This is a genomic window from Epilithonimonas bovis DSM 19482 (assembly GCF_900108115.1).
GTDB lineage: Bacteria > Bacteroidota > Bacteroidia > Flavobacteriales > Weeksellaceae > Epilithonimonas > Epilithonimonas bovis.
Map to the genome: position 1 here is coordinate 1 of NZ_FTPU01000012.1, position 23,319 is coordinate 23,319.

The window sequence follows — 23,319 nt, forward strand, 5'->3', positions numbered from 1 at the left end:
ATCCAGGCTTTTTCCAACGTCTCATCGCCCAAATTATACAAATGTTTCAGTAGCAAACAACCCACCATAAACCGAATCGGATGGCTCGGATTGCCCACTTTGGAATACAAGGGCGAAAATTCTTTCTCAAAATAATTCCAATCTATTTTTTCTGAAAGTAGAACAAGTTCATGCTCGTGGTCAATAAAATCCACCAACATTGGGCGGAATAATTCTGGCTTCTTTTCTGGATTTTTCCCCAACATATTTGCAAAGTTTTAAAGCTCTAAGATACAAATTCTTGCAATAAAAAACAAGCTATTTTAAACCCAAAATACTAATAATCAGTAAATTATAGGTGGTTTAAGGAGGGACTATTTAAAATTAAACTTGACCCATGTTGCAACAATTTATAAAGTTAGAATTTAAAAGTTTTTTCCGGTCCAGCGCTTTGGCTGCTAATATGGTGGTAAAGATTTTCCAGATAATCGGCATACTTTATATGCTGGCGATGTTTGTATTTCTGGCTTTTGGCGCGTTTTATATCCCTAAAAAAGAATTGCATGCAGATCCCCTGCCTTTCATTAGCCAATACCTTGTCTACTGGTTAACTTTGGATCTCCTGGTAAGATACTTTTTCCAGCAGATGCCAACACAGAATATCAAACCTTTTCTCACGATGAATATCAGGAAAAGCACATTGGTCAATTATCTGATTGCCAAGACTCTCAGTTCCTTTTTTACTTGGGGCAATCTCTTTATTTATATCCCTTTTTTAGGTATTTTGTTATATAACGGCTATTCGGTACCCGGCAGTTTGTCCTGGGTTTTCGCACTCATTTTATTCAGCCTCTGCAACAATTTTATCAACATCCTTCTTAATGGTAAAGACTGGGTCGTATGGCTGATCGCCGGCCTTGTTGCCGCTGCTGCTGTGTTGGATTATTATAAGTTTATTTCTCTTTCGGCATTATCCGGTAAGGTTATGATGCTTTTTTATCATCATTGGTGGCTGATTGTTGTGCCTATGGGATTTGTAGTTACAGGTTTTGCCATTACCAAGAAATTCATCAAAAATAATTTCTACCTGGATCGTGGCCTGGAGATGAAAAAAGAAGTAGCAAAGACCGAAAATATCCGCTTCCTCAATAAGTACGGCGTGCTGGGAACCTTTATCAACAATGACGTCCGGATGATCAAACGGAGCAAAGCTGTACAATCGGTTGCCCTGGGAAGTTTTCTGTTTCTGTTCTATGGTTTATTAATGTTTAGTTCTCCCACTTACAGGACCTCTTATATGCAGTTTTTTATGGGTTTGTTTGTTACAGGTGGTTTTCTCTTTCTGTTTGGCCAGCGCGTGCCTTCGTTTGACAGCTCCTATTATCCACTGATGATGACCCGCAATGTACCATATAAAGAATACCTTAAGGCTAAATGGTGGCTTATTGTAAGTGCAGTGGGCCTCAGTATGATTTTGGCTTCAGTCTATGCTTTTGTGAGCTGGGAACTGTATCTTACATTTTTAGCAGCCGGGATCTATAATATTGGTGTCAATTCTCAGATCGTACTGCTGTCCGGGGCTTATAACAAAAACCCTGTTGATCTTAACTCCAGAAGCAAGGCGATGGGCAAGAAAAATAATTTCAGTTTTAGGAATATCCTGCTTATCCTGCCACAAATGGTTTTACCAATGGCAGTTTTTGGTATTTCCAAACAATTCTTAGGTACCACAGCAGCTGTTGCATCCCTCGCTGTATTGGGGATGGTTGGATTTCTTTTCCGAGAAAAATTCTTTGACTATATTGTTAAATTATACAAAAAAGAAAAATACTCTACTATAAAAGCTTTTAAAGGCAATTAAAAGAATGTAAGCTTATCAACTTTTGGTAAGTACAGAAAACAAAGAAATAAGCTTTGGTCATCACTTATCTGATGAACAATTTTCTTACGGCATACATCTAAAAATTCAGACACACTTTATTTAATATCTCACTCCTAATATCTTAATCAATGATCACAATCGATAATCTTTCTAAAGTCTACGAAAACAAAAAAGTGCTAGGAATTGAACATCTCGAATTCCAAAAAGGTCAAACTATTGGTTTGGTAGGTAACAATGGTGCCGGGAAAACTACATTATTCAGCTTGACTCTGGATCTGATAGAACCTACTACTGGCAATGTATCCATCGATAACGAAAAAGTGAATGTATCAGAAGGATGGAAAAACAAGGTGGGCGCATTCATCGATGAAAGTTTTTTGATCGGATACCTTACTCCGGAAGAATATTTCTATTTTCTTGGTGAATTACGTGGACTCACAAAAGCACAGGTGGATGAATTTGTGAAAAATTTTACCGACTTTTTTAATGGTGAAATCCTGAATGCTAAAAAATACATCCGAGATCTGTCTAAAGGAAACATGAAGAAAGTAGGGATTGTAGGTGCGTTGATAGGAACGCCTCCCATCATCATCCTTGACGAGCCTTTTGCCAATCTGGATCCATCGACGCAAATAAAACTGAAAAATCTAGTAAGGGAGTGGTCGCAAAAATCAGAATCTACATTTTTGATTTCGAGCCATGATCTTGCCCATACCACCGAGGTCTGTGACAGAATTGTGGTGATCAACAAAGGTACATTGGTAAAAGATATCCAGACATCGCCGGAAACACTTCGTGATCTTGAAGCCTTTTTTGCGGATCAGGTGTTTACGCAGTAAGTAAAAAAACTTGACTCAGGTACAAATAAAAAAACTCCCGCCGACGGCGGGAGTTTTTGTGATATATTATAAATTACTGCTTACTCAATTGTGATATTATCAATCTGAAGATCATATACCGCAGAACTACCCACTTTGAGTGCAAAAACAGTTTTACCTTCTGCCACATTGATGTCAGGTAAATCAGATAGTGTGAGTTCTACCAACTTCCAATTCCCACCTGTATCAATAGAGCCAGTATATTGGTTAAGTTGCCCATCAAAAGAGCCTAAAATTGCACCATTAGTAAACGTACCCAAGTTAAATGAATAGTATTTAGAATTGTCTGAGGCCTTGTAAACATTAAAAGAGAGTGATTTTCCAGTAGCTTTACCCTTGATATAAAAAGTAATTCTTTTTGGTGTTGCAGGCAATCCACCTGTAGCAAAACTTGTGAAAACATAGTCATTACCAGTAGGCGTTCCTTTGATCTGTAAAGAGTTTGTCCCGTTATAACCAAGACCTACACCTTGCGTGGCATAAGATTTCAGCCCAAAGCTATTAAGGCTGCCAAGGAAATTATTCCAGTTTTCAAAATCAGACCCGTTAAATAATTTGACTGCAGAAGCAGAAGGATTTTCTGGTACCCCAGGGACAAATCTTGGATTTTTGAAATTAATATCATTCAGTCCTCTGATAATCATTTGCCAGTTTGCATTATACTTGCTAACTACAAATGTAAGGTCACCGCTCTCTTTAGGTAACAAGGTGGCACCAAATGTAGAGTACCCAGAACTTCTTAGTATGGTTGAGTTGTTATTTTTGTCCACAATAGAACGGTCTGTATCCTGACCTACTCCTGCAATATAGTCAATAAATGTTTTTTGTGTAGGAGTAACCAGTGATTCATTAAACTGAACACCAGCTACTTTTACCAATGTATTAAGATATTTTGTATCCAATGCTTTGCTGAGGTTAGGAAGAACAGTCGGTACAAGCGTAGCAACATCCAATCTGTTGTTACCATTACAAACACCAGAAAGGTATCTGTTCAGTAAAACGCTTGGTATTCTTCCAATAGCGTATGTATTATCTACAGAACCAAGCTTAAGCGTTCCTCTGTCCCAACCCAAAACAAGCCCGTTAGCTTTGATACGAATATGTGCTCCTACAGGGAAATCTGCATAGTTAGAGGATTTGTCCACTTCCATCTGCATCCCAATTGTTGGGTTTTCTTTCTTATCCTGAAAAGAAATTGTTTTAAAGAAATTACCATTTTCATCTGAAGAAACGATGTAACCATCAAAAATTACAGCAGATCCACTGGCAGGGATTTTATAAGTTGTCCCAGAATATGATCCTGATTCTGGCGCAGGAGCCAATGCAGCAAAATCTGCCATTGATATTGTGGCTGCGTCAAACTTATTGGTACAAAGAATCTCCGGAGTGCTCCAGTCATCTTCTTTGACACACGAGCTGAATGATGTCATTACAATCGCAGACATCAATGTCGTTTTTAAAATGTTATTTATTTTCATTGTTAGTTATTTATTAGTTAGAATCTTACTTGAAGGTTTACAAAATAGGAACGGCCCTGAGTGTACCAATATTTAGGAGCAAACAGTGTTGTAGATCTGTCATAATCTTCTCCGAAAGAATCGTACTTACCGTTACGTGTCTGTTCAAAACCTCCTGTGATATATCTGGTGTTGTCGAGGATATTATTAACACTTGCAGAGATAAGTAGATAATATTTACCTAATATCCAGGATTTCCCTACATTGGCGTTGAAGAAAAATGCTGATGGTAATTTATTGGGCTCTAGCAACTGTCTTAGACGAGCTTCATCCAAATCTGCATAAGGTGTATGGGATTGGCCATTTTGGACAAAAGACTCTGACCTTAGCAATGCCGACGGGTCAAGATAATTATTATCCAGATAGTTCCAGTTACCACCTATCCACCAATATTTTGGAGAACTGTATCTCAAACCTGCAGAAAAAGCAGTTTGTGGCGTTCCTCCCTGTTTGTAATTTTTGATGTATGCTTTCCCAAACTCTGTATAAGAAAGACCATTAGAGAACACACCAATATTATCTGACGCGAAATATACGTTAGGATTATTTCTGTAAGTATATTGCCCATAACTGGCTGCACCCTGGAAGGATAATGTTGGTAATATTTTTACATCTACACCCAACTCTGCACCCATATTTCTTTTCTCCAGATTAGACATAATCTGTGTTACAAATGCACTTTGTACATATTGCCCCCCCGTATTGCTGTCGTTGTCTCCTGCCGCACCGCTATCTTCTATCTGTATACCGTCCGCGAAAAAGCGCTGTACATTGGTCTCATTCTGTGTATCTACTAAAAAGACAGAAGCTCTGATCTTATAAAGCGGAGAATTAATAACATAGCTCAAGTCATTGGCATTAACTAAAGTGTTTTTTAGCTTAGGCGCTATAGAAGCATTAAGTCTTGGATTGATGAAAATATCGTCTAAGAATGGTGCCTGGGAAAAGAAGCTACCGTTATAGATCAAGAAATTTCTACCGTTGATCCTGTAAAGAACCTGACCTTTGATACCATAGTTCCAGAAATTCTGGTCAGCACTTTTTCCGAAAGAATCTGCATACAGATAATGTTTGAATAAACCTTCTCTACTTGATGAGGAATAACCTACCATACCGGATACAAAAACATCAAAAGCACCTGTGGAAAACTTGTAACCCGGATTCACTTTTATTTCTTGTCTTCTGAAGATATAGTTATATCCAATCCTGTCTCCTACATATTTTGCAACATTAGCTTCGCCCTCGTTAAGTAATGCAGACGTTCCTGGATTGTTGGTCGCAGCAAATGGATCTTTGTTCCATGCAAAGTCTGCCCCAAGAAGATCTTTTACTTCCCTGTAAAGTTCTGATCTATAATTCTGATAAGATACATTCAACAAAAACCTGGATGTATCTGTAAAATTATAAGTATAATGGGTTGAAGCATTCCAGATTTTATCATCACTTACGTCATTCACCTGATAGTATAATGCTCTTCTTCCTGTTACACCATATCCTGTTACAGGTGTCTGGGAAAGGTTTTTTGCATAAAGTCTGTCCCAATTGATCTGCGTAGTTTCGGGATCTGCATTTTGCCATAATTGAGTAGAAGTCGCAATGGCCTGAACAGCCGTAATAAGGTTGCCAGGATTATTAGGATCCGCAACCAAAGCACTTGGATTTAAAGAAGCATAGTAGCTAGGCAGGTTTCTGTAATAAGTTGGATTGGGATTGGGAACACCCTGCCAATCAAGACGGGATCCTTTTTCTTTACCAAATTGATAAGATACTGAAGTCCAGAGATTGGATCTTTTATTAATTTTCCAAAAATCCTGTAATTGGAAAATTGGCTGGAAACTTGTCTTTACACGCTCACTTCTTTTTTCCCCATTTTGCCAGCCCCAGTACGAGTTATAATGTACGTCTCTAAGGTCAAAAACCTCCTGAGTGTTAGGACTTGCAGTAGATCTTCTGGATGGTGAAGCGAATGCATTAAACGTGATCGAGTGATTATTATTGAATTTTTTCTCAACACCAAGGTAAGTACCGTATGCATCGTAGAAAGTCCCCTCCTGAATACCTTCTTCTGCCCATCGCTTTGCTCCCATTACGGTAAAAGCCCAACCTTTTTTGGACATTCCAGAAGTATATCTCAACGAAACTCTTTGGCGGTAATTCCTATTGGTAATAGAATATGTAGCTTGAAAACCTTTTCTGTAATCGCTGGCTTTTGTATTTTTGTAAATAACGCCTGTAGCACCACCAAAAGCATATTCTGAAGGAGCATGGTTAGATGCAATCTCGGGATATCTCACAATCTCGTTAAGGCCTCCCCAGTTAGAAAAATCCACATTCCCATTATCCGATTTTACCATAGAAACACCATTGAGCATATTTTCGGATGTTCTGCCGTCAATACCTCTTGGTCTGAACCAGTAGAAACCAAGATCATAACTGGCTACTCTGTTAAAAACGTCTTGAGAAGACTGCAAAAGTCCAACTGTAGATGTTTGACCGCTGCCCTCATCATCTCCATTGTCAAGAATTGCTAATCCTTGCTCTGCCCCCGTTAAAGCCGGATATAGGGTTACAACCCCCAAGTCTTTTCTTTTCTCTGTAGTTATATCAAATTCTAAAGTTTTTGGCTCAAAATTTGGTTTGGTTACTACAATCTGATAGTGGCCGGATTTCAGATCTACAAATTGGAAATAGCCAATTTTGTCTGCCGTCACATCATTACCTTCTCCTTTTAGGTCTACTTGTGCTTTCTCAACAGGTTTTCCGTCGGCATCTTTTAGATATGCAAAAACAGTTGTCTGTGCATAGTAAAATGTTGCGGGAAGCATTGTAAACAAGGAGATTAATGATAATTTTTTAATCATAAATCAATTAGGTTTTGTTTGCTCTTTTTTTCTAATATACAGTGCGTTATACACGGATCGCAAATGTAATAATTTTTTACTAATTAGAACTTTTTAACATTTTATTTTTACTTTAACACAATATCAATTTTGAGAAATACAATCCTGTTTTTTATAAAAAACTAAAAGTTTTGTTTTGCATCAGTATAAAAAAATTTACTTTTGTAACCTTACCTAATTTATTATGAAAAACAGTTTTAGCTTAATAGCATTATTAAGCATTTCTTTATTTTTTGCACAGCAGAAGCGACAGGTACGTGCCGCCACTGTTGGTTTTCTTAATGTTGAAAACCTTTGGGATACCGTGCGTTCTGCAGATTATATAGATGGCACCAAGGATGTCAATAACCCGGCTTTCCACAGAAGTGTCCCTCTTGATTCTATCAAATATCTGGAAGTTACAGATAAAGATTACAAAGGACCGTGGAATGATGAGGCTCTTAAAGGCAAAAAAGTGGTGAGATTACAAAGCGGCTCTGAGGAATTTACACCTAAAAGTGCTAAAAACTATACTTACAAAATATACAAGCAAAAACTGGAGAATGAGGCTAAAGTTATCTCAGAACTTGGGCGTGCCTATACCGGGACAGCACCCGCAGTCGTAGGCCTTATTGAAGTAGAAAACCGCCAGGTGATAGAAGACCTGGTAAAAGAACCTTCAATTGCCAAATATGACTATGGTGTGGTACATTACAATTCTTATGATTACAGAGGGATAGACGTTGCATTTATTTATCAGAAAAGAAGGTTTACTCCGTCAAAATCATGGAAAAAGGAGGTAAAGGTTTTTGGTGACAACGGCAACAGAGAATACACCAGGGACATTGTTGTACTGACAGGTTTTCTGGATAATGAGAAAGTGGCTTTTTTCCTTAACCACTGGCCATCAAGAAGAGGTGGCGAGGCAGCATCTCTCCCAAAACGTAATGCGGCGGCGGCAATATTGAAGCAACAGATGGATAGTGTAAAGGCATTGGATCCATCTACAAAACTCTTTGCCATGGGTGACTTCAACGATGATCCGGTAAGCTCAAGCCTTAAGAATTACCTAAAAGCAGTAGGTAACCCAAAAGATCTTAATGAAGAAAATCATTATCTTAACCTAATGTACCCGCTGTACAAAAAGGGTGTGGCTTCATTGGCTTATCAGGATGCACCAAACTTATTTGATCAGATCATTGTATCAGCCAATCTATATTCGCCAAACAATCAGCTGAGAAAAGATTATACGGTCTACAAAGCTGAGATCTATGCGCCATCTTATCTTGTATCAAAAGAAGGCAATTATAAAGGTTATCCTTTCCGGTCCTGGAGTGGCGACACCTTCACTGGTGGCTATTCGGATCACTTCCCGGCTTTTGTCGTCTTGCAGAAAGAACCTTAATTTTTTGATTTAATTAAAAATAAAATAAGCCGTCTCAATATTGGGACGGCTTATTTATTTTTATTAATCTAAGTTTTATTTCAAACTCTCAAAACTACGTTTGATAAAATCGGTCAGTTCTTTTCCTTTAAGCAAATTTTGGGATAGTTTTGCGAGATCCAAAGCCTGATTCACCAAAGCTTTTTTCTCATCGTCATTATCTTTCTTCAATAATTCTCCAGCAAAATCTGAGTTAGCATTCACAACAAGATTGTACATCTCAGGGAAACCGCCCATTGCGAACATTCCGCCGCCGCCTGTCGCCTGCATATCTTTCATTCTTCGGATAAACTCAGGCTGAGTCAGTGTAAACGGCGCATCTGTAGAATCCAGATCTTCCAGCTGAACCGTGAATTTCTGATCGTTTACAGATTCTTCGATCTCTTTTTTCAAAGTTTCTTTATCTGCATCAGTCAGTTTTGAGATCTTAGGCTCATCTTTTTTGATCAGATTATTGATGTGATCAGCATCTACCCTTACAAACGTTACGTTTTCTTTGGAACCTTCCAGTTTCTGAATCAGGTGCGGAACGATTGGCGAATCCAGCAACAAGACTTCGTAACCTTTCCCTTTGGCAGACTGGATATAGCTGTCCTGCTCATTAGCATCAGACGCATAAAGTACAACCGTTTTACCATCTTTATCCGTTTGGTTTGGTTTGATTTTATCAATCAGTTCATTCCAGAGGTAATAATGGTTGTCTGTGGTAGGGTATAGTGCAAATTTGTCAGATTTCTCATAGAATTTCTCTTCGGAAATCATTCCGTATTCGATCACGATTTTGATGTCATTCCATTTTTTCTCATAATCTTCACGGTTTTCATTGATGAGAGAAACCATCTTGTCCGCCACTTTTTTGGTGATGTAAGAAGAGATTTTCTTCACAGCGCCATCAGCCTGCAGGTAAGAACGCGAAACGTTCAACGGGATGTCCGGAGAATCGATCACACCTCTCAGCAACATTAGGAAATCCGGCACAATACCTTTTACCTCATCCGTTACAAAAACCTGATTCTGATACAGTTGGATTTTATCTTTCTCAATGTTTAGGTTATTGCCCAATTTCGGGAAGAACAGGATACCAGTCAGGTTAAAAGGATAATCCACATTCAGATGGATATGGAACAAAGGCTCCTCAAACTGCATTGGGTACAGCTCGTGGTAGAATTTTATATAATCTTCCTTAGTCAGATCGCTTGGCGCAATCGTCCACGCCGGGTTGGGATTATTTATGATATTATCGATCTCAACCTCCTCCGGTTTTGTACCTTCTGCAGCGCCTTCCGGCAAAGGCAACTGCTCTTTTTTGGTCCCGAATTTAATTGGGATTTGGTTGAATTTGTTATACTTTGTCAGAAGCTCACGGATTTTGAATTCTTCCAAAAACTCGGTAGAATCTTCTGCAATATGAAGGATAATCTCTGTCCCTCTTTCAGATTTTTCTGCATCTTCCAGCGTATATTCCGGGCTTCCGTCACAGATCCAACGCACGGCTTTTGCATCATCTTTATAAGATTTAGTCAAGATTTCCACTTTTTCTGCCACCATAAAAGCCGAATAAAATCCGAGACCAAAATGCCCGATAATGCCGGAATCTTTAGCCGAATCTTTATATTTTTCCAAAAACTCTTCCGCACCGGAAAATGCGACTTGGTTGATATATTTTTCAACCTCTTCGCCGGTCATCCCAATTCCCTGATCTTTGATAGTGAGCGTTTTCGCATCTTTATCAATTTTCACCTCGATGATTGGGTTGCCATATTCCACCTTTGCTTCACCTATCGTGGTGAGGTGTTTCAGTTTGGTTGTCGCATCTGTCGCGTTAGAAATCAGCTCACGAAGAAAAATCTCGTGGTCGCTGTAAAGAAACTTTTTAATCAGCGGGAAAATATTCTCCACCGATACATTAATACTTCCTGTTGCCATATTATATTTTTTTTGTTTTATTAAAATTCTGGATTACAACCATTTATCATTCATTGACAATCAATTATAATCGGGGCGGCTGCCAAAAACCGAAGCTTTCCCCAAGCTATTTTGTCACCGGGCTGTTCGTTGCAATCTTTTGCTTTTCTGAACATTTTCATTCTCAACAACGCGTAAAATCTAAAAAAGCAAAAGGATTTCCACTACCATCTCTGCCGCGTGTTTTGACATCTACACACCATTTCTCAAAAAAAATACCAGTCAGCAAATAATGACAAATTGTCGCTCTCAAATAATTTTTTTTTCATTGGTTATCTCTTACCATTCTGCCACAAACAAATAGCGCTCCTGCGGAGCGCCACATATGTATTATCTATAATTTAAAAAGATTTGGAAACGATCTCTATATAAACTGTTCTATAACGGCTTTCAGAAAATCCTCGCTCCAGTCTTCGTTATATTTTTCCTCACCAATGTAGAAAGATGGTGTACCGTTTACGCCGCTTCTCAATCCGCTTTCTATATCGTTTTCAACTTTCTTGCGGATATCGTTACTTTGCAGATCTTCCAGAAATTGCTGTACATCCAGCCCTAGCTTTTCAGCGTAATATTCCAGAGCTTCCTGATCCAGCCGGTCTTGGTTTTCGTACAGAACATCGTGCATTTCCCAGAATTTGTCTTGCTTACCGGCCGCTTCTGCTGCCAACGCTGCCGAAAAAGCATCAGGATGTGCATCCTGCAAAGGAAAGTTCCTGAAAACAAACAGCAGGTCTTCTCCAAAATGCCGTTGCAGGTTTTTGACGATCGGATATGCCTCGCCACAGCTGGGACATTGATAATCGCCATATTCTGTTAAAATCACTTTTGCCTTCTCCGGATTTCCCTGAAAGTGATCCTGCTCATTAACTGGTGGTCGTAGTTTACTCATTTTTTGTCGTTTTTAAGTTGATCCAGTGCATCCAAAACACCATCTACACCAGGATTGACGCCCACTGGTGAAAGATAGTTCCATACGATTTTGCCTTCTTCGTCTATCAGATAAATTGATCTTTTGCAGAGACCGTTTTCTTCATCATAAGATTCGTAAAGTCGGGCAACCTTTCCTTTGGGTTCAAAATCTGCAAGCAAAGGAAAATGATAATGGTGCTGCTCAGAAAAAGCGGTGTGGCTCCATTTGCTGTCCACAGAAATACCGACGACCTGTGCATTGTATTTTTCAAAAAGTTTTGCCGCTTCGTTATAGATGGTGAGTTCATCACTGCAAACGGGGCTCCAGTCCGCAGGATAAAAAACGAGGACTACTTTTTTGCCTTTCAGCTCGCTGAGCTTCAGCTTTTGATCCGGCGTGGCATACAATTCAAAGTCCGGGGCAACTGTTCCAGGGTTTAACATAATTTTATTTTTTAGAGACTAAAGTTATGAACTTATATCAAGTTTTGTGACATCTTTATTCTGCTAAGTTTAAAAAATTATTAACTTTAGCTGCCACAACCCATTATAAGATGCGCCATAAAATATTAAACCAAAATCCTGATTTTCAAAATATTGAATTCAATTCCGCTTCGAAAAACTATTATTTTGAAAAAGATGGTTTGGGATTAAAATCAAAATACACCAGCAAAGATGTGAATAAGAGCCTGTGTGAGACCTCTGCCGGAATTACGCCTTATTTACGTGGCCCTTACTCTACGATGTATGTCCAAAAACCCTGGACAATCCGTCAGTATGCCGGGTTTTCTACAGCAGAAGAATCCAATGCTTTTTACAGAAGAAACCTGGCTGCGGGACAAAAAGGGCTTTCGGTAGCATTTGATTTGGCTACGCACCGAGGCTATGATTCGGATCATCCACGAGTTGTGGGTGATGTTGGGAAAGCCGGTGTTGCCATCGATTCTGTTGAGGATATGAAGATTTTATTTGATCAAATTCCTTTGGATGAGATTTCAGTTTCGATGACGATGAACGGCGCCGTTTTACCGATCTTATCGTTCTATATTGTCGCTGCGGAAGAGCAAGGCGTTTCTCAGGATAAACTGTCCGGAACGATTCAGAATGACATTTTGAAAGAGTTTATGGTGCGCAATACCTACATCTATCCGCCAACACCGTCAATGAAAATCATTGCCGATATATTTGAATATACTTCTAAAAATATTCCGAAATTCAACTCTATTTCCATTTCCGGCTATCATATGCAGGAAGCTGGCGCAACGCCGGTTCTGGAAATGGCTTATACTTTAGCCGATGGTTTGGAATATGTAAGAACAGGAATCAAAGCCGGAATGAATATTGATGATTTTGCACCACGATTATCCTTTTTCTGGGCTATCGGAATGAACCATTTTATGGAAATTGCCAAAATGCGTGCTGCAAGATATATTTGGGCCAATCTTTTGACACAATTCAATCCTCAGAATCAAAAATCTTTAGCTTTAAGAACGCATTCTCAAACTTCCGGCTGGAGCTTGACAGAGCAGGAGCCTTTCAATAATATTACCAGAACAGCTATTGAAGCATTGTCCTCTGCTTTGGGTGGAACACAGTCGCTTCACACCAATGCTTTAGACGAAGCAATTGCATTGCCAACCGATTACTCAGCGAAAATCGCCAGAAATACGCAAATCATTCTGCAACAGGAAAGCGGAATTTGTAATGTGGTAGATCCTATGGGTGGAAGTTTTCTGGTAGAATCATTAACTCAGCAGATGATTGATGAAGCAATGAAATACATCGATGAGGTCGAAAAAGAAGGCGGAATGACCAAAGCCATCGAAGCCGGAATCCCGAAAATGAGAATTGAAGAAGCGTCGGCAATCAAACAGGCTAAAATTGACAGCGGAGAAGAGTTTATCATCGGAGTTAATTCCTTCAGATCCAATCTTAAACAAACCGACATTGATATCCTCGACATCGATAATACGGAAGTCCGCAGAAAACAAATCGAAAGATTAGACTCGATTAAGTCAAATCGTAATGCAGAATCTGTTGAAGAAATTTTAAATAAAATCCGCGAAACCGCGAAAACTGGCAACGGAAACCTTCTGGAACTTTGCATAGAAGCAGCAAGAAGGCGAGTAACTTTGGGCGAAATGAGCGATGCGATGGAAGAAAGTTTCGGACGTTACAAAGCCAATATCAGAACCATATCAGGAGTTTACGCTATGAATGCAGGAAAAAACGAATACTTTGAAAAAGCAGTTTCACTAAGTCAGAAATTTGAAGACGAAGAAGGCAGAAGACCAAGAATAATGGTGGCAAAAATGGGACAAGACGGTCACGATAGAGGCGCAAAAGTAGTGGCAACAGCATTTGCAGATATGGGATTTGATGTCGATGTTGCTCCGCTCTTCCAAACGCCGGAAGAAGTGGCCAAGCAAGCTGTGGAAAATGACATTCACATTTTAGGCGTTTCGTCTTTGGCTGCTGGTCACAAAACACTCGTTCCGCAAGTGGTGGAAGAACTTAAAAAACTCGGAGCAGAAGATATCACTATTGTTGTTGGTGGCGTTATTCCGCAACAGGATTATGAATTTTTATATGCTAATGGCGCCGATTTTATTTTCGGTCCTGGAACCAATTTGCCAAAATGTGCTGTGGAGATTTTGGAGAAATTTTTAGAGAATTAATTATTATTTCTTCGCATTAGCATTCACGTAAGCCAAAAGCCAATTGGTTTCTTCTGCTGTCAACTTTGCCTTTGGAGCCATGGCATCTATAATTGGTTTCCATTCTGTGGCAGTATGATCTGATGGCGAAGGCAAAGCGTGGCATCTGCCGCATCTTTGGGTGAAAAGTTCTCCTCCATTTTTAACAGCATCTGTAGTTGCAGCAACGCCAGCTGTTTGAGGCGTAACAGGTGTTGACGGTGTAGATTGTGTTTTGCACGAATAGATGATTGCACCAATTAAACAGAGGCTGTATATGTATTTTTTCATTATTTTTGGATTTGGTTTTACCAAAAATAGTCAATTTGAGGACAGGTAAAACCAGCCCAATCTAATTTGTAATTATTCCAAATTCCCAATGGCAAAGCAAATAGACTTGCAGGACTATATCAACGGCATCAAATCCTCGGATAAAAGGATGTTGGGTAAAGCCATCACGCTTATCGAGAGCAAAAAGCCCGAACACCGGGAAATGGCAGACTTATTACTCAAAGAAGTTTTACCATTCACAGGAAAATCGATAAGAATTGGGATCACGGGAGTTCCGGGTGCGGGAAAATCAACTTTTATAGAAAGCTTTGGAAAGTTTGCGATTGCTCAAGGAAAAAAAGTAGCCGTTTTGGCGATTGATCCAAGTTCGTCCATCAACAAAGGAAGTATTCTTGGCGATAAAACCCGGATGGAAGAATTGGCGAAAGACCCGAATGCGTTTATCCGTCCTAGTCCAAGTTCTGGATTTCTCGGTGGCATTGCGAATACCACTTTCGAAAGTCTTTTGATTTGTGAAGCCGCTGGTTTTGATTATATTTTGATAGAAACCGTTGGTGTTGGGCAAAGTGAAACTTTAGTCAATGATATCACGGACGTTTTTCTTTTTCTGAAAGTCATCGGAACTGGCGACGAATTGCAAGGTATCAAACGCGGCATTATGGAAATGGCAGATCTGATTTTCATTAATAAAGTGAACTCCGAGAATCTTTCGAAAGCTAAAATGACGAAAACTGAACTCTCGAGAGCTTTACAATTTATCACACCTAGAGAGAAAAACTGGAAAATTCCCGTGATTCTTGGTTCGGCTTTGGAAAAAACCGGTTTAATAGAGATTTTTGATAAAATTGACGATTATATCGCGCTGAAAAACAAGAACGGGACTTTTCTCGAAACCAGAAAAAATCAGGCTCAGAAACGATTTGAATTTTGGGTAAGTGAATACATTCTCGAAAAAGCAAAGAATAACCATCATTTGGAAAACTCTTTTCTGGCGCATAAAAAAAAGGCTTCGGAACTGTTGTCTAATCCAAGTTCCGAAGCCAGTGAATTTGTAAATAAGTTATTCGGAAACTGATTAATCAACCGAGATATTACCATCAAAACTGATAGGCTGCCTGTCATTGGAATTGATTGACAGAAAAGCACTTCCGTTTTTGAAAATCTCAAGATTGAAGACAAAATTCGCTTTTTGATCATTCGGTGTAATGATCAAAAGAGTGTTCCCTTTTTTGGTCGTTGAGGGTTTTACGGTAAAATCTTTGGACTCAAACCTCAATCCACCATTGGTAGCATCGCCCGGATTTGCTGTATAAGCTCTTCCAAAGTAAGGCAGGTAAACACTTAACAAATCTTTTTTGAGATTGAATCCGTAGCCAGGATCCAACCTCAGCATCCGGCTGGCCATTGCGCCCGGCATGGCATTCATCACACCAATGACATCACCACTTGTTGGATAGGCATTGGTCGCATTAAAATTAAATTCTTTTCTGGCTATTGCGGAAGACAGCGCAGCAGGCTCTACATAAACCTGTGAACTACAGCTCAGCATACACAGGGACACAACTAGTATTATAAGATATTTTTTCATATGAAAATTTTTTAGTGTTTTATGGTCAAATGCACTCGCATCATCTTTATTGCTTTTTTATCCTTTTTAATATTTTTAACCGGAATTCAATGATTGGATCAATTAGGTTTCCAAATCATGATTTCATAATTTAGATTTTATATATCAAAAAACATGCAATCTGTTGATTAGATATTTTATAGCGGCAAAAGTTAACAATTTTTGCGGAAAATTGATCGTCTTAAATGTATTTTTAAAAGAAAACCTCAATATTAATCAATACTATATTAATTGTATATTTGTTTCCTCAGAAAATTTTTGCAGAGATCATGATGGATGCTATTGAAATCCGGAGTTATAAAGATGAGGATTTTGACAAGTGGAATAACTTTGTCTCCACGGCCAAAAACGGAACTTTTCTTTTCCGGAGAGACTTTATGGATTATCACAAAGACCGGTTTGATGATTTTTCGCTACTGATTTATAATAATTCGCAGCTTGTTGCAATATTGCCCGGACATCTAAAGAATAATGAATTTCATTCTCACCAGGGGCTGACCTATGGCGGAATTATCGCTAAGCAGGATTTGCGAATGACTGTTTTTTTTGATGTTGTTTCCGAAGTTCTTAGATTTCTTAGCCAAAAAGAAATTCCTTTTTTCTACTGGAAAGAAATCCCTTATTTTTATACCCAGTTCCCCAGTGATGAGTGGAAGTATCTGATGTTTATAACTAATGCAGAATTATACCGCAGAGATCTATGTTCGGTAGTCGATTTGAAGCGAGATTATTATACCTCAAAATCTGTTGTCCGATATGTAAAATCCAGTGAAAAATCAGGGATTTATTACAAAAAATGTGATCTTTGGAAAGAATTCTGGAAAGAGATTCTTGAGCCGGAATTGCTGCTCAATCATAATACTTCGCCAGTGCATTCTCTGAAAGAAATTATGGCTCTTAAATCGAAATTTGAAAATAATATTCATTTATATGGTGTCTTTTCCGATGATAAGATGCTAGGCGGAACGGTAATCTTTACGGATAAAAATGTGGCTCATGCCCAATATATATGTGTAAAAACCGAATATAAAGATAAAAAAGCATTGAATTTTTTGTTTCATAAACTTCTAAGTGAAGAATTCATAAATTATGACTACTTTGATTTTGGAATTTCTAATGAAGATAATGGTAGGAAACTCAACAAAGGACTACTGTTTTGGAAAGAAGGCTTCGGAGCACGAGGTGTATCTCAGGATTTTTATAAAATCTCAACTCACAATTACAACCTCATAGAACAGATGTATGTATGATACCATATCTTGATTTAAAAAAAATTAACGAACCTTATGAGGAAATCGTTCTTGCCAAGACAAAAAAAATGCTTGACAGCGGATGGTACATTCTTGGGAAGGAAGTAGACCATTTTGAGAAAAATTTTGCAAAATACTGCGGAACAAACTATGCCGTGGGAGTTGGCAACGGGTTAGACGCCCTCATTCTCATATTCCGCGCCTATATAGAATTGGGCAGGCTAAAAAAAGGAGACCAGATATTAGTCTCGGCCAACACCTATATTGCCAGCGTTCTGGCCATCATTTTGGCCGGATTAGAACCTAAACTGGTTGATACCAATCTGGATAATTATAATCTGGACCTAGATGTTATAAAAAAAGCAACAGAGCTAAGAACAAAAGGTATTTTGGCCGTTCACCTCTATGGGCAAATTACCGACGGCACCGCCATAAGGCAGTTTGCTGATGACAACGGATTACTATTGATAGAAGATGCAGCACAGGCTCACGGCTCGGTAGAAAATGATGTAAAAGCAGGAGCAATTGGCCATGCAGCAGGATTCAGCTTTTATCCGGGGAAAAATCTTGGCTGCCTGGGCGACGGTGGTGCCGTGACTACCAGTGATGCTGATTTGGCAGAATGTATCCGGGCACTGCGAAATTATGGTTCTGAGAAAAAATATTATAATATCTACAAGGGCATCAACTCCAGGTTAGACGAGATCCAAGCCTCTGTTCTCGATGAAAAGTTAAAAAACCTGGATGCTGATAACAATAAAAGGAGGAATATTGCCAGGAGATTCATCAATGAAATCAACAATGATAACGTTGCACTCCCTTATTGGGATGGTTCAGATAATCATAATTTCCACATTTTTGCGGTGAGGATAAGGGAAAGAGAAGCATTTCAGGCTTATCTTTCGAAAAATAAAATCCAAACCTTGATTCATTATCCCGTTGCGGTACATCAGCAGCAATGTATGAAGGAGTTTGCCAATCTACAGTTACCTGTTACCGACAAAATTCATAATGAAGTATTGAGTTTACCATGCAATCAGGCCATGACTGATCAGGAGGTCCAATATATAATCGATACTATTAACAGTTATAAATAAGTGAGCAATAAGCGGCAAAAAATCATCAAAACCATGACGGCATTTGGTGGTGTACAATTTATTAATCTGGTTACAGGCGTTTTCAGATCCAAGGTTGCTGCTATATGGTTAGGGTCTCAGGGTGTTGGTTTTTTGGGATTATTGCTTACTACTTTTAATCTTATTGTAGGGACTCTCAACCTTGGGCTGCCAACCAGTGTTGTGAAACATCTGTCTGCCTCTTCCATACAATTGTTACCCAAACGAATAAAGATTGTAAAAATACTGGCTGTAATCATTGGTATGATCAGTGCGGCACTTTGTTTCTGCTTTGCGGCTCAGCTTTCGCTGATAACTTTTGAAACTGATGATTTTACCTGGGCTTTCCGATTGTTAGCAATTTCGGTGTTTTTTAAGCAGTTTTCCACTATCTATTCCAGTATCCTTAGGAGCACTGGCCGATTAAAACAACTTGCGAATGCTAATATTATAGCTAGCATTATCGGAATTTTTTTTACCGTTCCGTTATATTATTATTTTCAGCTGCGTGGTATTGTTTATAACCTGATTACATTAGGCTTTGTAGAAGCTATCATATTTTACATTTATTTTAAAAGACTCAAGATAAATAATGAAAAAGTGAACAAAACTGAGTTTTTGTCACAATCCAAAAAAATGGCTGGAGACGGCTTTTTTTATAACCTTAGCAGTTTTACAGAGTTGTTAGCTGCTTACGTTCTTCAGATGTTTATAAGTAATTATGGAGGGCTAAAAATCTTGGGACAGTATATCGCTGGTTATACGATACTTAATTCCTATGTTGCTCTTATTTTTACCGTTATGAGTATTGATTATTTTCCTCGGCTATCAAAAAATAATACTCAAAACAACTTATTGAGTGAGGAAGTGAATCATCAGCTTTATATTGGAATCATTATTTTGTTTCCAATCTTATTACTGATGCTTCTTTTTTCCCATATTTTTATTATACTGATTTATACAAAGGAATTTATGGCGGCAGAAGTGTATCTGCAGATTGCGATGATGGGTATTTTTTTTAAGTTATTTTCATGGACGGTGAGCTTTGTCCTTTTAGCAAAAGGCAGTCGCAGGCTAATCATACAGAATTCTATTATCTATAATATTATTTTTCTTTTCTGTCATATTTTCGGCTATTTAGCTGACGGATTAAGAGGTTTGGCAATAGGCTATACGATCTATTTTTTAATTTATCTTTTAGGAAATTACTGGCAGGCCAATCAACTTTTTAGTGTTAAAATAGAATCAAAAAATATTAAAACCTACATAGCATGTTGTGTGATTATAATGCTATGTATCTTTATTAATTTCACGATTACAGACTCTCTGCTGAAAAAAATAATCATCTCAATGATTACAATTATAGCTTCTGCCTGGTCGTTGAGACGTCTTAATCATATTTTTAAGTGGATAAAATAAACCAATATTGTAAAAAAGCTGTCAGTTAGCTGGTAAAAAAACTTTTTGAAAACTGTATAAATTCTTATATTGCACAGCAACAAACTGGAACCCGAAAGTAATAAAATGTAGGAAGCTCTCAGAGAAAGCAACACGTATTTGTAATAAATAATTATGATAATCAATCTACCAAAAATAGAGGATCCTAGAGGTAATCTCTCTGTTATAGAAAATGAAACGATCCCTTTTCCTATAAAAAGAGTATACTACCTATATGATGTTCCTAGTGGGACAGAAAGAGGCGGCCATGCACATAAAGAGCAGGAAGCATTTATCATAGCAGTTTCAGGAAGTTTTGATGTTATTTTAAATGATGGTCAACAAAAACGAGTTTATACGCTCAATATGCCAAACCAAGGCCTTTATGTTCCTAAAATGACATGGCGTGAGTTGAAAAATTTTTCATCCGGTGCAGTTTGCCTCGTGATTTCTCCCGCAGTATATGATGAGGAAGATTATATCCGTGATTATGAAGAGTTTATAAGTTATCTAAAATAGATTTTCGCTCTGCAATACATTTCCAAAAAAGAAAACTCCAACAGATCTTTCCAGTTTCTGGACCTGTAGCATTGAGCCATACTATAGTGTATTCTTTTTAAAAGCGATCTGTTTTCGGATCGGGAATTTCTTCGGATAGCCTGCTTTAAAACAATACGTAGTGAGATATTGATCCTTTCCGCAAAATCATTTTTTTTATGAAACTGGCTACCTAGGGAATTGGTAAGCTCCCTTTTTTCGACTAAAAATTTATCCAAAAAAGCAATCTTATATTCGTATGAGAGCCTTAACCAGTAGTCCAGATCTTCAAAAACCAGGCGCTCATCATAACCTTTCAGAATATCAAACTGGTATCTTCTCATCATTGCTGAAACCGAACACATGCACAACCCCCCAGCCAAAAGGCTTTTATAGGTGGTTTTGAAAAGATTTCTGTCCAATACTTTTTTATCCTCATCCACAGGGAAATACTGGTACTTAAAATTACCTTTCTCATCAATAACCGTAGCATTGCCGAAAATAAGTCCTACGTCCTGTGGTTGCGTCATAAAAAAACCCACCTGATTTTTGACGCAATCAGGAAGAAGCCTGTCATCACCTGACAGATCGATTAGAAAATCGCCCGAAGAAACAGCAAAAGCCTGATTAAAAGCTTTATTATGACTTGTTGCCTTTTCCAGATCTATGTAAATCACCGAAGGATGAAGCTTTATAAAATCAGCAATCGTTTTGCCTGAATCGTCAGAACTGCCATTATTAATAACTATAAGTTCTATATTTGTGTAAGATTGATTAACGACAGAGTAAAGTGCTTCTGTGATATAAGCAGCGTGATTGTAGCAATTGCAGATAACCGTTACCAGAGGTAAATTTTCAGCAGACATTATGATAAAAAACAAAAGTAGAGAAAAAAAACTTAAAATTGCTTTGGTTGGTTATACATTGTCATCGGGCGGCCTGGAACGTGTTATATCCAACATGTCGCACCTGTTCCACGACATGGGCTATGATGTTCACCTCTATATTCTTCGGTCTGAGATTGATTATTCATATGCCGGCGAATTGCATCAATATAATATAGATAAATACCATGGATTTGAGAAACTTAAACAATATCTGAAAATCCGCAAATCACTTATAGAAAATCAGTTTGATTATATCATAGATCAGCGGTACCGGATTAATGCCTTTTCCGAACTATTCTGGCAGCGCTTCATTTATAAAGATCAAAATGTCATTAATTACATACACAGTTCTTTTTTAACACATTACTTGTTTCCACAACCGCTGATTAACCAATTGATTTTCAACAGCAGGCCGTTTTTCTGCGTATCCAAAGGCATTGAAAAAATGGTGAATTCGCAGTTTCCAAAACTTAAAACCAAAACAGTTTATAATCCCATCTCTGTAGAATTGGATGATACTGCAATTTCTGAAAATCACTTTATACTCGCCATCACAAGAATGGACAAAAGCAATGTAAAACAGGTTGATACTCTTCTGGAATGTTATTCCGAAAGTAATTTAGCCACAAAAGGTTATCAACTTGTAATTATAGGCTCTGGCGAACGTTTGGAAGAGATGCTGCAATATGCAGTGCAGCTCGGGATTGAGAACAACGTTATATTCAAAGGCTTTATGGTTAATCCTTACAACTACCTTAAGAATGCCTATTTTACGGTGTTAACAAGCAAATACGAAGGCTTGCCAACTGTTTTGGCAGAATCATTGCTGGCTGGTACCCCTGTCATTTCATTTGATTGTGAAACTGGTCCAAGAGAAATTATCATTGACGGAGAAAATGGCTTGTTAGTTGAAAATCAGAATAAAAAAGCGCTGATTATGGCTATGGACAGACTGGCGAATGATGAATCGCTTTATCAAAAACTGAAAGGAAACAGCCTGACATCGGTTAAACAATTCTCCAGATCTGTGATTGAGCAGGAATGGCAACTTTTTTTCGAAAATAGATCAGGTGATTAATGATAGACACTGAAGTCTATTCCGTACCTTTTCAAATAGCGTTTTACAAAAAGAAAAAACCTTAGGATGGATGGCGGCGCTGCCAAAAGCAGGTCAACTTTCTTACTGCGGTTATGGGCATCTACTTTTTTCAAATAATAATTTTTGCGTTCATTATTACCACTAATATGAAAATGAAGCGCATACTCTATCCTGTAAATATCAAGAAATTTTTTCAGGCTGGGATTTTTTTTCTCCTCAATATCAAACTTGTCTAAGTCCGGCAGTGTCTTTTGCCCAATTTTTGTTTTTGAAAGGCTGCGATTGTCTGGTAAATAATTATAAATCATAGTAATACCCTTACAGATTGCCACCGGGTACTTCACTACAATCCTAATCCAATAGTCCAAGTCCTGGCCACTGGAAATATTAACATCAAAACCGCCAATATCAAGAAAAACTTTTTTGTCTATTGCTACCGCGGAGGTAAGAGCTACACGGTTGACATAGCTACTTTTAAAAAAGTCTTCTACATAACCCTGATAGTCCTCCGGTAAATCAGGCAGCCGGCATTCGGAAAAGTGGTCGTTACCAATTTTTGTTTTGTATCGGCTGCAATACATCCCGGCATTAGGAAAATTGACAATTGTCTGGTAAAGACTTTCCAGATAATCAGGCATCCACTCATCATCCGCATCCAGAAAGCAGAAGTAATTACCAAGGGCTACACTCATCCCTTTATTCCTTGCGGCTGATACACCCTGATTTTGCTGGCAAAAGATCCTGATCCTATCATCCGTAAATTGCTGAGCTTTTTCAAGGCTGTCATCCGTAGAGCCATCATTCACAATAATAATTTCGAAATTATCAAAAGACTGTTGCAGGACATCTTCCATGGTCTGGATGATGAAATCGGATTTGTTATACAACGGAATTATGACACTGAAAAAGGGCATTTTTATAAGTTAT

At 38.3% G+C, this 23,319-nt stretch carries 19 protein-coding genes and 1 pseudogene; 10 read left to right on the forward strand and 10 right to left on the reverse strand.

Annotated features, from left to right (window positions below):
- Nucleotides 1–245 (reverse strand): annotated as a pseudogene (locus B0B05_RS06620) (IS5/IS1182 family transposase); the annotation flags it as partial.
- Between the two features lie 131 nt (nucleotides 246–376).
- Between B0B05_RS06620 and B0B05_RS06625 the strand changes: the two are divergent.
- Nucleotides 377–1,840: a DUF5687 family protein gene (locus B0B05_RS06625; protein ID WP_076782879.1), complete on the forward strand. Its 1,464-nt coding sequence runs from the start codon at nucleotides 377–379 to the stop codon at nucleotides 1,838–1,840.
- A 149-nt stretch (nucleotides 1,841–1,989) separates the two neighbouring features.
- Nucleotides 1,990–2,700 carry an ABC transporter ATP-binding protein gene (locus tag B0B05_RS06630; protein ID WP_076782880.1) on the forward strand — a complete coding sequence of 237 codons (711 nt, stop codon included), beginning with the start codon at nucleotides 1,990–1,992 and terminating at the stop codon, nucleotides 2,698–2,700.
- An 80-nt stretch (nucleotides 2,701–2,780) separates the two neighbouring features.
- Here the strand turns inward: B0B05_RS06630 and B0B05_RS06635 are convergent, their stop codons facing one another.
- Together B0B05_RS06635 and B0B05_RS06640 are read right to left on the reverse strand one after the other, a co-directional pair.
- A complete protein-coding gene (locus tag B0B05_RS06635) occupies nucleotides 2,781–4,217 on the reverse strand; it encodes a DUF5689 domain-containing protein (protein WP_076782881.1) in 1,437 nt (478 codons plus the stop codon).
- Between the two features lie 17 nt (nucleotides 4,218–4,234).
- The gene (locus B0B05_RS06640; RefSeq protein WP_076782882.1) at nucleotides 4,235–7,117 is read right to left on the reverse strand and encodes a carboxypeptidase-like regulatory domain-containing protein; all 2,883 of its coding nucleotides are present in this window, start codon (nucleotides 7,115–7,117) and stop codon (nucleotides 4,235–4,237) included.
- Between the two features lie 223 nt (nucleotides 7,118–7,340).
- On the opposite strand from B0B05_RS06640, the gene B0B05_RS06645 reads away from it, so the two are divergent.
- Nucleotides 7,341–8,540, forward strand: a complete 1,200-nt coding sequence (locus B0B05_RS06645) for an endonuclease/exonuclease/phosphatase family protein (RefSeq protein WP_076782883.1) — start codon at nucleotides 7,341–7,343, stop codon at nucleotides 8,538–8,540.
- A gap of 75 nt (nucleotides 8,541–8,615) precedes the next feature.
- On the opposite strand, the gene htpG is transcribed toward B0B05_RS06645, so the two are convergent.
- From htpG to B0B05_RS06660, 3 genes are all read right to left on the reverse strand, one after another.
- Nucleotides 8,616–10,505, reverse strand: coding sequence for a molecular chaperone HtpG (htpG, locus tag B0B05_RS06650; RefSeq protein WP_076782884.1), 1,890 nt, complete (start codon nucleotides 10,503–10,505; stop codon nucleotides 8,616–8,618).
- Nucleotides 10,506–10,908: 403 nt separating this feature from the next.
- Complete coding sequence (locus B0B05_RS06655; protein WP_076782885.1) at nucleotides 10,909–11,433, reverse strand: DsbA family protein; 525 nt, start codon at nucleotides 11,431–11,433, stop codon at nucleotides 10,909–10,911.
- On the reverse strand, nucleotides 11,430–11,897 hold the full coding sequence (locus tag B0B05_RS06660) for a redoxin domain-containing protein (protein ID WP_076782886.1): 468 nt from the start codon (nucleotides 11,895–11,897) through the stop codon (nucleotides 11,430–11,432). The genes B0B05_RS06655 and B0B05_RS06660 overlap by 4 nt, the downstream gene beginning before the upstream one ends.
- Nucleotides 11,898–12,007: 110 nt before the next feature.
- Between B0B05_RS06660 and scpA the strand changes: the two genes are divergently transcribed.
- Nucleotides 12,008–14,131: a methylmalonyl-CoA mutase gene (gene scpA, locus B0B05_RS06665; protein ID WP_076782887.1), complete on the forward strand. Its 2,124-nt coding sequence runs from the start codon at nucleotides 12,008–12,010 to the stop codon at nucleotides 14,129–14,131.
- Between the two features lie 3 nt (nucleotides 14,132–14,134).
- Here scpA and B0B05_RS06670 read toward each other — a convergent pair whose 3' ends face one another.
- Nucleotides 14,135–14,440: a c-type cytochrome gene (locus B0B05_RS06670; RefSeq protein ID WP_076782888.1), complete on the reverse strand. Its 306-nt coding sequence runs from the start codon at nucleotides 14,438–14,440 to the stop codon at nucleotides 14,135–14,137.
- 88 nt (nucleotides 14,441–14,528) lie between these two features.
- On the opposite strand from B0B05_RS06670, the gene meaB reads away from it, so the two are divergent.
- Nucleotides 14,529–15,515 (forward strand): methylmalonyl Co-A mutase-associated GTPase MeaB, encoded by a 987-nt coding sequence (meaB, locus tag B0B05_RS06675; RefSeq protein WP_076782889.1) that lies wholly within the window; start codon nucleotides 14,529–14,531, stop codon nucleotides 15,513–15,515.
- Here the strand turns inward: meaB and B0B05_RS06680 are convergent, their stop codons facing one another.
- A complete protein-coding gene (locus tag B0B05_RS06680) occupies nucleotides 15,516–16,028 on the reverse strand; it encodes a DUF4251 domain-containing protein (protein ID WP_076782890.1) in 513 nt (170 codons plus the stop codon). It lies immediately after the preceding gene.
- Nucleotides 16,029–16,306: 278 nt separating this feature from the next.
- Here B0B05_RS06680 and B0B05_RS06685 point away from each other — a divergent pair, with 278 nt between their 5' ends.
- From B0B05_RS06685 to B0B05_RS06700, 4 genes are all read left to right on the forward strand, one after another.
- On the forward strand, nucleotides 16,307–17,317 hold the full coding sequence (locus tag B0B05_RS06685; RefSeq protein ID WP_084173897.1) for a GNAT family N-acetyltransferase: 1,011 nt from the start codon (nucleotides 16,307–16,309) through the stop codon (nucleotides 17,315–17,317).
- On the forward strand, nucleotides 17,314–18,414 hold the full coding sequence (locus tag B0B05_RS06690; RefSeq protein WP_076782891.1) for a DegT/DnrJ/EryC1/StrS family aminotransferase: 1,101 nt from the start codon (nucleotides 17,314–17,316) through the stop codon (nucleotides 18,412–18,414). Before B0B05_RS06685 ends, B0B05_RS06690 begins: the two co-directional genes overlap by 4 nt.
- Nucleotides 18,415–19,851, forward strand: coding sequence for an oligosaccharide flippase family protein (locus tag B0B05_RS06695; protein WP_076782892.1), 1,437 nt, complete (start codon nucleotides 18,415–18,417; stop codon nucleotides 19,849–19,851). It begins immediately after the preceding gene.
- A gap of 153 nt (nucleotides 19,852–20,004) precedes the next feature.
- Nucleotides 20,005–20,388 carry a sugar 3,4-ketoisomerase gene (locus tag B0B05_RS06700; RefSeq protein ID WP_076782893.1) on the forward strand — a complete coding sequence of 128 codons (384 nt, stop codon included), beginning with the start codon at nucleotides 20,005–20,007 and terminating at the stop codon, nucleotides 20,386–20,388.
- Here B0B05_RS06700 and B0B05_RS06705 read toward each other — a convergent pair.
- Nucleotides 20,376–21,272, reverse strand: coding sequence for a glycosyltransferase (locus tag B0B05_RS06705; RefSeq protein WP_076782894.1), 897 nt, complete (start codon nucleotides 21,270–21,272; stop codon nucleotides 20,376–20,378). The two genes, B0B05_RS06700 and B0B05_RS06705, sit on opposite strands and share 13 nt — an antisense overlap.
- Before the next feature lies 1 nt (nucleotide 21,273).
- Between B0B05_RS06705 and B0B05_RS06710 the strand changes: the two genes are divergently transcribed.
- Complete coding sequence (locus tag B0B05_RS06710) at nucleotides 21,274–22,371, forward strand: glycosyltransferase (protein ID WP_076782895.1); 1,098 nt, start codon at nucleotides 21,274–21,276, stop codon at nucleotides 22,369–22,371.
- On the opposite strand, the gene B0B05_RS06715 is transcribed toward B0B05_RS06710, so the two are convergent.
- Nucleotides 22,368–23,306, reverse strand: a complete 939-nt coding sequence (locus B0B05_RS06715) for a glycosyltransferase family 2 protein (RefSeq protein WP_076782896.1) — start codon at nucleotides 23,304–23,306, stop codon at nucleotides 22,368–22,370. The two genes, B0B05_RS06710 and B0B05_RS06715, sit on opposite strands and share 4 nt — an antisense overlap.
- Nucleotides 23,307–23,319 lie beyond the last annotated feature (13 nt).

Excerpts from the sequence above, each read along its gene's own strand:
- B0B05_RS06625 (WP_076782879.1), top strand. The coding sequence starts at position 377 with ATGTTGCAACAATTTATAAAGTTAGAATTTAAAAGTTTTTTCCGGTCC.
- B0B05_RS06655 (WP_076782885.1), bottom strand. The coding sequence starts at position 11,433 with ATGAGTAAACTACGACCACCAGTTAATGAGCAGGATCACTTTCAGGGA.
- B0B05_RS06660 (WP_076782886.1), bottom strand. The coding sequence starts at position 11,897 with ATGTTAAACCCTGGAACAGTTGCCCCGGACTTTGAATTGTATGCCACG.
- B0B05_RS06640 (WP_076782882.1), bottom strand. The coding sequence starts at position 7,117 with ATGATTAAAAAATTATCATTAATCTCCTTGTTTACAATGCTTCCCGCA.
- htpG (WP_076782884.1), bottom strand. The coding sequence starts at position 10,505 with ATGGCAACAGGAAGTATTAATGTATCGGTGGAGAATATTTTCCCGCTG.
- B0B05_RS06690 (WP_076782891.1), top strand. The coding sequence starts at position 17,314 with ATGATACCATATCTTGATTTAAAAAAAATTAACGAACCTTATGAGGAA.
- B0B05_RS06680 (WP_076782890.1), bottom strand. The coding sequence starts at position 16,028 with ATGAAAAAATATCTTATAATACTAGTTGTGTCCCTGTGTATGCTGAGC.
- B0B05_RS06705 (WP_076782894.1), bottom strand. The coding sequence starts at position 21,272 with ATGTCTGCTGAAAATTTACCTCTGGTAACGGTTATCTGCAATTGCTAC.
- B0B05_RS06635 (WP_076782881.1), bottom strand. The coding sequence starts at position 4,217 with ATGAAAATAAATAACATTTTAAAAACGACATTGATGTCTGCGATTGTA.
- scpA (WP_076782887.1), top strand. The coding sequence starts at position 12,008 with ATGCGCCATAAAATATTAAACCAAAATCCTGATTTTCAAAATATTGAA.
- meaB (WP_076782889.1), top strand. The coding sequence starts at position 14,529 with ATGGCAAAGCAAATAGACTTGCAGGACTATATCAACGGCATCAAATCC.
- B0B05_RS06700 (WP_076782893.1), top strand. The coding sequence starts at position 20,005 with ATGATAATCAATCTACCAAAAATAGAGGATCCTAGAGGTAATCTCTCT.
- B0B05_RS06645 (WP_076782883.1), top strand. The coding sequence starts at position 7,341 with ATGAAAAACAGTTTTAGCTTAATAGCATTATTAAGCATTTCTTTATTT.
- B0B05_RS06715 (WP_076782896.1), bottom strand. The coding sequence starts at position 23,306 with ATGCCCTTTTTCAGTGTCATAATTCCGTTGTATAACAAATCCGATTTC.
- B0B05_RS06670 (WP_076782888.1), bottom strand. The coding sequence starts at position 14,440 with ATGAAAAAATACATATACAGCCTCTGTTTAATTGGTGCAATCATCTAT.
- B0B05_RS06630 (WP_076782880.1), top strand. The coding sequence starts at position 1,990 with ATGATCACAATCGATAATCTTTCTAAAGTCTACGAAAACAAAAAAGTG.
- B0B05_RS06710 (WP_076782895.1), top strand. The coding sequence starts at position 21,274 with ATGATAAAAAACAAAAGTAGAGAAAAAAAACTTAAAATTGCTTTGGTT.